11 protein-coding genes are annotated in these 8,512 nt (G+C 69.8%); 5 read left to right on the top strand and 6 right to left on the bottom strand.

Going from position 1 to position 8,512, the window contains the following annotated elements; genetic code table 11:
* The coding region (locus AB4Y86_RS06445; RefSeq protein WP_441401144.1) for a triose-phosphate isomerase at positions 1 to 517 on the top strand (517 nt) is incomplete at its 5' end.
* On the opposite strand, the gene AB4Y86_RS06440 is transcribed toward AB4Y86_RS06445, so the two are convergent.
* From AB4Y86_RS06440 to AB4Y86_RS06430, 3 genes are all read right to left on the bottom strand, one after another.
* A complete protein-coding gene (locus tag AB4Y86_RS06440) occupies positions 475 to 957 on the bottom strand; it encodes an SRPBCC family protein (protein ID WP_441401142.1) in 483 nt (160 codons plus the stop codon). The genes AB4Y86_RS06445 and AB4Y86_RS06440 overlap by 43 nt on opposite strands.
* Positions 954 to 1,313, bottom strand: a complete 360-nt coding sequence (locus tag AB4Y86_RS06435; RefSeq protein ID WP_441401140.1) for an ArsR/SmtB family transcription factor — start codon at positions 1,311 to 1,313, stop codon at positions 954 to 956. Before AB4Y86_RS06435 ends, AB4Y86_RS06440 begins: the two co-directional genes overlap by 4 nt.
* 138 nt (positions 1,314 to 1,451) lie before the next feature.
* A complete protein-coding gene (locus tag AB4Y86_RS06430) occupies positions 1,452 to 1,901 on the bottom strand; it encodes a MarR family winged helix-turn-helix transcriptional regulator (protein ID WP_441401138.1) in 450 nt (149 codons plus the stop codon).
* A 170-nt stretch (positions 1,902 to 2,071) separates the two neighbouring features.
* Here AB4Y86_RS06430 and AB4Y86_RS06425 point away from each other — a divergent pair, with 170 nt between their 5' ends.
* Entirely contained in the window at positions 2,072 to 3,373 is a 1,302-nt protein-coding gene (locus tag AB4Y86_RS06425) for an MFS transporter (RefSeq protein ID WP_441401136.1), read from the top strand.
* Here the strand turns inward: AB4Y86_RS06425 and AB4Y86_RS06420 are convergent.
* Positions 3,370 to 4,119 carry a gamma-glutamyl-gamma-aminobutyrate hydrolase family protein gene (locus AB4Y86_RS06420; protein ID WP_441401134.1) on the bottom strand — a complete coding sequence of 250 codons (750 nt, stop codon included), beginning with the start codon at positions 4,117 to 4,119 and terminating at the stop codon, positions 3,370 to 3,372. The genes AB4Y86_RS06425 and AB4Y86_RS06420 overlap by 4 nt on opposite strands.
* A 53-nt stretch (positions 4,120 to 4,172) precedes the next feature.
* Here AB4Y86_RS06420 and AB4Y86_RS06415 point away from each other — a divergent pair, with 53 nt between their 5' ends.
* Both AB4Y86_RS06415 and AB4Y86_RS06410 read left to right on the top strand, forming a co-directional pair.
* Entirely contained in the window at positions 4,173 to 4,652 is a 480-nt protein-coding gene (locus AB4Y86_RS06415) for a polyketide cyclase / dehydrase and lipid transport (RefSeq protein WP_441401132.1), read from the top strand.
* Positions 4,653 to 4,661: 9 nt separating this feature from the next.
* On the top strand, positions 4,662 to 5,795 hold the full coding sequence (locus tag AB4Y86_RS06410; RefSeq protein WP_441401130.1) for an LOG family protein: 1,134 nt from the start codon (positions 4,662 to 4,664) through the stop codon (positions 5,793 to 5,795).
* Here AB4Y86_RS06410 and AB4Y86_RS06405 read toward each other — a convergent pair.
* Positions 5,792 to 6,682, bottom strand: coding sequence for a matrixin family metalloprotease (locus tag AB4Y86_RS06405; RefSeq protein WP_441401128.1), 891 nt, complete (start codon positions 6,680 to 6,682; stop codon positions 5,792 to 5,794). The genes AB4Y86_RS06410 and AB4Y86_RS06405 overlap by 4 nt on opposite strands.
* An 83-nt stretch (positions 6,683 to 6,765) precedes the next feature.
* The gene (locus tag AB4Y86_RS06400) at positions 6,766 to 7,929 is read right to left on the bottom strand and encodes a VIT1/CCC1 transporter family protein (protein ID WP_441401127.1); all 1,164 of its coding nucleotides are present in this window, start codon (positions 7,927 to 7,929) and stop codon (positions 6,766 to 6,768) included.
* A 301-nt stretch (positions 7,930 to 8,230) separates the two neighbouring features.
* Here AB4Y86_RS06400 and AB4Y86_RS06395 point away from each other — a divergent pair, with 301 nt between their 5' ends.
* Complete coding sequence (locus tag AB4Y86_RS06395; protein ID WP_441401125.1) at positions 8,231 to 8,461, top strand: hypothetical protein; 231 nt, start codon at positions 8,231 to 8,233, stop codon at positions 8,459 to 8,461.
* The last annotated feature ends 51 nt before the right edge of the window (positions 8,462 to 8,512 follow it).

The raw sequence follows: 8,512 nt of genomic DNA, 5'->3' as shown, positions 1-8,512 counted from the left end.
CGGCATGCTGGCCGAACTCGGCGTCTCACTGGTGGAGATCGGCCACGCGGAGCGCCGGGCAATGTTCGGCGAGGACGACGACGTCGTGGCCCTCAAGGTGCGAGGCGCCGTCGACGCCGGGCTGACGCCGCTGCTGTGCATCGGTGAGCCGGGGCGGGTCAGCCCGGAAGAGGCAGCCGGGTTTTGCCTACGCCAGGTCCACTCCGCTGCCGGCGGCGACGATCCCCTGATCCCGCGGCTTGTCCTCGCCTACGAGCCGGTCTGGGCGATCGGGGCAGACCGGCCCGCCGAGCCGGCGTACGTCAACGCGGTCGTGGAACTGATCCGCGAACGGCTCGGCTCCGCCTGCCCCGTTATTTACGGCGGCAGCGCGGGACCCGGGTTGCTGCCGCAACTGACCGCCGCGGACGGACTCTTCCTGGGCCGCTTCGCCCACGACGCCGCGAACCTCGGCCGGGTGCTGGATGAAGCCCTTCAGACCTTCGCGCCGGCCAGCAGTTCCTCGAGCTGCTCGTAGGCTTCGGCCAGGCCGCCTTCCATCCCGGACTGCGCCATGCCGTTCCGGGCCTCCAGGCTGGGATACACCGCATGCGCGGTCAGCCGGGTGCGGCCGTCGCCGAGGTCGTGGAAGGTGAGGAACTCGATGCTGACCACGTCCGGGTAGCCGCCGTATTCGAATGTCTGGACGGCGAAGTCGTTCTCGCGGACCGTGTGGAAGACGCCGCTGAACACGTGGGCGACGCCGTCGGGCCCGGTGTGCGTGTAACGGTAGCTGCCGCCGGTGCGGAAGTCGTAATGGTCCACAGCCATGGTGAGCCGTCGCGGACCGAGCCACCGGGCCACGAGGTTAGGTTCCTTGTGGGCGCGGAAGACGTCGGCCACGGGAAAATCGAACTCCCGATCGAAGTCGATGAAGGGCAAGCCTTCCGGAACCGTGAGTTTGAGGGCGTTGCTCATGATGAGTCCTTTGCCTGGGTGCCGCCTGCAGCGGCCTGAGATTCAAGCACGGCATCGAGGCTGCGGAACTGTCCCTCGCGGATCAGCCGGTAGCGGTCGATCCAGGCGGTGAGTGCCTCCAGCCGTGCGGGGTTCAGGTGGACGGGCCGTCGCTGGGCGTCCCGCGTTCGCGTGACGAGCTGTGCCTGCTCGAGGACCTGGATGTGCTTCGAGACCGCTTGCTTGGTGATCGCGAAGGGTTCCGCCAATTCGTTGACCGTGGCCGGGCCCCGGCTGAGCCGGGCGATGATGCGGCGGCGAATGGGATCGGCCAGCGCCAGGAAAGCACTGTCGAGTTGTTCGTCGTCCTCAGCCATCGGGTCACGCTCCAAAATCCGACACTACCATGATCAACGTTCAGGTTGATCAATGTGTTGGTTGTTTAACCGTACGCGGACGACCCGGGGCAGGCAAGGGCCAGCGCTGCCGGTCCGGCCAGGCGCGGTGAAGTCCGGCTAAACGGCGGCGTGCAGCCGGGGGAGTGCGGCCACCAGTGCGGCAAGTTCCGGGAGCTCCTGCGCTTCGGCGAGCGCCCGCTCCAGCGTGCTGTCGTGAACCGGCCGCGCCTGCTCGAGCAGGGCGATTCCGGTCGACGTGAGCTCGGTGTAGATCCCGCGGCGGTCATCGTCGCAGAGGATCCTGGTGAGCAGGCCGCGGTCCTCCAGGCGGTTGACCAGCCGCGTGGTGGCGCTGGGGCTGAGGGCGGTGGCTCGGGCCAACTGCTGCATCCGCATGTGCCAGCCGTCCTGCCGGCTCAGCGCGTCCAGCACGGTGTACTCCACCACCGAAAGCTGCGCCGCGGCCTGCAGGGAGCGTTCCAGCTCTGTTTCGATCAAGCCGTGCAGTGCCGCCAGGGTCCGCCAGCCTTGCGCCCGGACCTCGACGGCGTCATCTTTGATGCCCATCTGTACTGCTCCCTTCCAGCCCTGGCCGCTGCCCGCGACTACGAAAATACGGCCAAACCACAAATAGTTGCTTGCGCGTCATAATTGCGTATGCAACAATAAATAACGCGTCTGCAACTACTAGCTTACGCTTTCTTGATCTCCCCGTACAGTTTTGAAGGAGCCCAACCATGCCTATCGGCCTGATCGCACTCGCCCTCGGCGGGTTCGGCATCGGACTCACCGAGTTCGTCATCATGGGCCTGCTGCCCCAAGTGGCCGCAGACTTCCAAGTCACCGAGGCCAGCGCCGGCTGGCTGATCTCCGGCTACGCCCTGGCCGTCGTCGTCGGGGCCCTGCTCCTCACCGCGGCGGTGACCCGCCTCAAGCGCAAGCCGGTGCTCGCGGCACTCATGGTGCTGTTCATTGCCGGCAACCTCGTCTCGGCGATCGCCCCCGACTACGCCTTGATGATGGTCGGCAGGATCATCGCCGCGCTGGCCCACGGTGCGTTCTTCGGGATCGGCGCGGTGGTGGCCGCCAGCATGGTTGGCCCCACCAAGAAGGCCGGTGCGATCGCCATCATGTTCACCGGGCTGACCGCGGCCAACGTCCTCGGCGTGCCGTTCGGCACCATGCTGGGCCAGGCCGCCGGCTGGCGCTCCACCTTCTGGGCCATCACCGCCATCGGCGTGCTCGCCCTCGTCGGCATCCTGACCTTGGTCCCGCAGACCGGAGCGGGCCAAACCGGCGCCGGTCCTGCCGCTGATTCTGCCGCTGATTCCGCCTCTGGCGGATTACGGGGCGAACTCCGGGCCYTCCGCTCCGGCCAGGTCTGGCTGTCGATCTTCGTCACCATCCTCGGCTACGGCGGAATGTTCGGCGCCTTCACCTACATCGCGTTCACCCTGACCGAGGTCACCGGCTTCTCCGCCACCACCGTGCCGTGGCTGCTGATCATCTTCGGCGTCGGACTCTTCATCGGCAACACCGTGGGCGGCAAGGCCGCGGACCGGAACGTGGACCGGACCCTGCTGGTTGTGCTGGCGGCCCTCGTGGTGGTGCTCGTCGGCTTCGCATTCACCGCCGTCAGCCAGCCGCTGACCATCGCGTCCATGGTGCTGCTGGGCGGCTTCGGCTTCGCCACCGTGCCGGGCCTGCAGATGCGCGTGATGAAGTACGCCGACAGCGCGCCGACTCTGGCCTCCGGCGCCAACATCGGCGCGTTCAACGTCGGCAACGCGCTGGGGGCATGGCTGGGCGGCGTGACCATCAGCGCCGGACTGGGCTACACCGCGCCGATCTGGGCAGGCGCCGGCGTCAGCCTGCTGGGACTGGGCGTGATGGTAGTTGCCGCTGCCGCCGCGAAGCGAGCCGCCGGGACCGCCGCCGGGACGGCCGACGACGGCCAGCCCGCACCGGCCGCCGTCCCCGGGCCGGACAGCACCCGGGCCGAGGTCACGCAGGACGACGCCGAGCTCCAGCGGCTCTAGCGGACCCCGGGACGGCTCCGGCAGACGTCCACGAAGGTGCGGAACGGGGCCAGCCGCTCGTCGGCGGGGAGTTCCCGGGCCTCCGGGTGCCACTGCACCGACGCCACCCAGCGCTCCGGGTCTTCCAGCGCCTCCACGGTTCCATCGTCCGCCGTCGCGGTCACCACCAGTCCGTCGGCCACACGGGCCACGGCCTGGTGGTGCCCGGACGCGATCTTGACCGTCGCCGCGGCGCCGTACAGCCCGGCCACCTTCGATCCGGCGTTGATCCCGACCTCATGCCAGGCCCAGGGGCCGGCGTCGTGGGCGGGTTCGGGCTCGCGGTGCGCTACGTGACCCGGAGACATGTCCTGGACCAGGGTGCCGCCGTAGAGCACATTCAGGAGTTGGTGCCCGCGGCAGATGCCSARCACCGGCAGCCCGGCGTCGACGGACTCCCGGGCCACAGCAAGGTCCAGGGCGTCCTGTTCCGGGCTGACGTCGTAACAGGTGCCGCCCGGCTCTTCACCGTAGAGCCGCGGGTCAAGGTCGCCGCCGCCGGGGAGCACGACGCCGTCGAGGTCCCCGAATCCCGCCGGGGCCGTGAGCAGCACGGGCTCACCGCCGCCGTCCCGCACCAGGTCAACGATGTAGTCGAAGAGGAAGTTGGCCTCGGCCACCCGCGGATCTGAGCCGGAGGAACTGCTGAGGCGGACCGGGATGCCGATGCGGGGACGGCCGCCGATGGGACGCGTTGGAGTCTGCATGATTCATTCTGCATCAGGGTTCCGGCGTCACAACGCAGGGCTAGGATTGCCGGATGAACAACAGGTATCTCGTGTCCCGCAACCGCTTCATCGCGGCCGCCCCGGAAGCCATTTTCGAGGTGCTCGCCACTCCGGCCCTGCACAGCGTGATCGACGGTTCCGACACGGTCAAGGGCGTCCAGCCCCGAGGCCCGGAACGGCTGGGCCTCGGCGCGAAGTTCGGCATGGAAATGAACGTCAAAGTGGACTACAAGATCCTCAACACCGTCTGCGAGTTCGAGGAAGGACGCCGCATCGGCTGGCGCCACTTCTACGGCCACGTCTGGCGTTACCTGCTGGAGCCCGCTACCGACGCCGACGGCCGGCCCGGCACCCTCGTCACCGAGCAGTGGGACGCCCGGCAGGTCCGCGGCAAAATCTTCCTGCGGCTGGCAGGCTACCTCCGCCGGCACCCGGCCAACCTGGAGCAAACCCTGGCCAAGCTCGACTCCTACCTCGGGAGCGCCGGTAGCGCCGCGGGCGGCCGGGGCTAGGCGGCCCGGATGAGCGCTGCCCGCAGCCTGCACCCGAGCCCGCGCACCCTTGAGGTTGAGAGCCTGGGCAGCTTCGACCGGCTGGTCGCCGCCGGTGCCCGGTCCATGCACGGCTGGCACCTCCAGTCGCTGGACCTGAGCGGCCGAGGCGGCTCCTTGGAGTCCCTCGACGTGGCGGGGGCGATCTTCCTCGGCTGCAGCTTCGACGACGGCGTGGAAGATTCGCTGCGTGGCCGCGGCGCGCTGATCTTTCCCAAGCTGGAAGCGGTGCCGTTCGACCCGTACCGCGGCCGGCTCTATACGCCGCAGGAGCTCTACGCCGGCATTGCCGAGACCCGGTACGAGGACACCCTGGATGCTCGGGTCTACCAGTGGAGCATCCGCCCGGGCCAGCGGCGCCGGCTGGACGCCACGCTCGCCGCGGCCCTGCACGACCACTCGATCGGCGACGCGCTCGAGGAACTGACCCGTTCCGAGTTATGCCGCGGCCGGACCATGGTGGGCGTGATGGGCGGGCACGCCGCCAGCCGGGGCTCTGCGGCGTACACCGAGGCGGCGCAGCTGGGCAGGCTGCTGGCGCGGAACGGCCGGGTGGTCGCCACCGGCGGCGGCCCCGGCACCATGGAGGCCGCCAACCTGGGGGCCTACCTCAGCGCGGCGGACGAGGCTGACTTCCAGCGGGCCTTGAGCGAGCTCGCCGCGGTGCCCGGTTTCCGGCCCTCGGTATCGGCGTGGGCGCGGGCCGCGGCCGCCGTCGTCGAACGCCAGCCCGGCGGCACACCGTCGCTGGGCATCCCCACCTGGTTCTACGGCCACGAGCCGCCCAACTACTTCGCCACGCACATCGCCAAGTATTTTGCCAACGCCATCCGCGAGGCGATCCTGTTGGAGCTGTGCAACGGCGGGATCATCTTCCTGCCCGGCTCCGGCGGCACTGTGCAGGAGATCTTCCAGGACGCCTGCGAAAATTACTACGGCGCCCCGGAGACCCTCACGCCGATGGTGCTGGTGGGCAAAGAACACTGGCTGCGGAGATTCCCGGCCTGGCCGCTGCTGCAGAGCCTCGCCGCGGGCCGGCGGATGGAAGACCGGATCTTCCTGGTGGACGGCATCGAGGAAGCCCTCGCCGTCCTGAAAAGCTAGAGGTCCTTGCGGCACTGGGCGCTGCCCAGTGCGTGCAATCCGGTCAGGTCACCGGCGGCCAGCCCGTCCGGCGCGCCGATCTCCGGGTACATCAGCTGGCTCGGGTCGTCGACATGCTCCAGGCCCATCACGTGGCCCAGCTCGTGCAGGATGACGGCCGTCGCGTACGCGGGGCTGTCCCCGCGGTCCAGGCCTTCGGTGATCTGCGGGGCATCCAGTTCCAGGCTCCCGGTGACGAAGCTCTTGGGTCCGTCGCCGAAGCTGAAGTGCGTGCTGCCGCCGGTCCCGATCACGGGGCCCTTGAGCTGCGGCGCCTGCTCGGGCGTCGTCCAGGCGATCAGCACCGGCGCCCACCGGTCCCCGTACTCCTCCCGTTGATACGGGGCGCGGGACTGGGACGGGACCTCCGCGGTGGGGCCGTCGTTGATGAACTTGATCCCGGTCGCCTCGGACACCGTTTTGATCGCATCGTCCACCAGCTGCCCGCCGCCCCGGGGCGCCAGCGTTGAATTGACCACATAGTGCAGCGGCCGGCAGGGGGAATAGCCCACCGGACCGCCGTCGGGGTTAGTAGCCAGGAACTTGTAGGAGGTGCTCGCGGAGGCAAGCGGGCGTGGCCGGCCGATCGGCCGGTCCTGCTCTTCGAAGCCCGGCGTTGGGACGGCCATGTGCGCCCCGTCCAGGGGAGCCGCGGCCTCGGGTGCGCCGGCCTGCCGGGCCGACGGGCTGGCAGACGGCTGGGTGTCCGGCTGGTCCGTCCCCTGACGCGGGGTGCCGGCGGACGAGCCCGCGCCGGGTCCGTTCGCGGACGCAAACAGCCCGACAAAACGGGGGTCGCCGTAGACCAGCCCGGCAGTCAGGAACGCGGCCCCGGCGATCAGGACCACAGCCGAAAGGTTCCGGGCAATCCGTAAGGGGCGGCGGCCCCGGCTGCGCCGCCCCTTACGGTCCCGGAGCCCGGGATCGTGCACTAGCCGACCACCGCGCCGAACGCCAGGCCGAGCAGATACGTCACGGCGGCGGCGCCGATGCCGATGGCGAGTTGGCGGAACGCACGGCTGGCGGGGGAGGTGCCGGAGAGCAGGCCGACGACGCCGCCGGTCAGCAGCAGCGCGATCCCCACCAGGGCGGCGGCGACCGCCAGCGCGGTGAATCCGGTCATCCCGAGCAGGAAGGGGATGATCGGCACGATCGCGCCGGAGGCAAAGAAGCAGAAGCTCGATGCCGCCGCACTCCACGCGGTGCCGACGGCCTCGTGCTGGTCCTCCGCTTCGGGTAGCTCCGGACGCAGGGACAGGCTCGGGTCGCAGTCGCAGTCCAGCAGCCCCATCCGCTCCGCGACGCGGTGCTCGGCGGCCTCGCGCGACATGCCCCGGGCCAGGTAGACGAGCAGGAGTTCATTGTGTTCGATGTCCAGCAGCGGCGCGGCCGCGAGCGTGATCTGGGTGGGACGGGTCGCCGCCAGCAATTCCCGCTGGGACCGCACGGAAATGAACTCGCCGGCACCCATCGACAGTGCCCCGGCCAGCAGACCGGCCACGCCGCTGAGCAGCACCACCGAGCTGCCGACCCCGGAGGCGGCCATGCCCATCACGAGGGAGAGATTGCTGACCAGGCCATCGTTGGCGCCGAACACGGCGGCGCGGAAACTTCCGGCGAGCCGGTTGCGGCCCCGGGTCGCGAGCCCCCGGACCACTTCCTCGTGGATCTGCTCGTCGGCGACCATCGCCGGGGTGGCGGAGGGGTCGTTGGCGTAGGGCGAGCGGCTCTCCGCGCGCTGGGCCAGGGCCAAGACAAAGACGGAGCCGAAGTGCCGGGCCAGGAAGCCGAGCAGCTGGCTTCGGAGCGAAGCGGGCCGCGGCCTGCCGGCCCGCTCGCCGAGCAGCTGCAGCCAGTGCGCCTCGTGGCGTCCTTCGGCGTCGGCCAGGGCCAGCAGGATGTCGCGTTCCTCGCCGCTGCGGTTCTGCGCGAGGTCGCGGTAGACGCTGGCCTCGGCCCGTTCGTCGGCGAGATACTGCCGCCAGCGCTTGATGTCGGCGGCCGTCGCGGGGAAGTCGGCGGGAGACCCTGCGCCGGCCTTCGCGCCGGAGGCCTGGTCGCGATGGGTGGGGTCGAACTGGGCGTGCTGGGACACAAAAACTCCTGGGCTTGATGGGGCATGAACCGGCCCCATTGCGACTCCAGCGTACCGCGTAAATCCGCGGTTTTTCGGCTGGCAATCCTCAGCAGAAAGTTTAGGCAGGCCGTAAAAGTGGTGTGCGCTGCGGCCCGCCCCGGCCGGCCGAAAGGGCCCTTGACCCCCTGCCGCGGGCGGTGTTCGAATTAGGGCCAGGGCGGGTTCTCCGGCAGGTCCGCCCGGCTGTTCCCGGACGCCGGCACTGGGTCCGGGCGGTTCGCAACAGTCTGCCGCAGCGCGAGCGCACGGAGGTTGCACCATGGACAACACCGGATCAAAGGCCGACCAGCCGGGCAGGGACTCCGTGGAGTCGGACCCCGCCTACGACTTCGCAGAGGATGCCCCGGTTGGCGACGCCGAAAGCGGGGACGAGGAGGTGCTGGAAGAAGCCGACCGGCTCGTTCCCTTGGATGCGGAGGATTTCCTGGGTGACGAGCAGCCGGTCGTGCCCCTGGACGCGGATGAATTCCGCGAACCCGAAAAGGAATAGGCTGCGGCTTTGCGCGGCCCGAACACCACGACGGCGGYGCCTCCCCCGGGG

The sequence above is a fragment of the Arthrobacter sp. 2YAF22_2 genome, assembly GCF_052114645.1.
Classification (GTDB): domain Bacteria; phylum Actinomycetota; class Actinomycetes; order Actinomycetales; family Micrococcaceae; genus Arthrobacter.
This window is presented reverse-complemented; position numbering and strand designations above follow the sequence as displayed.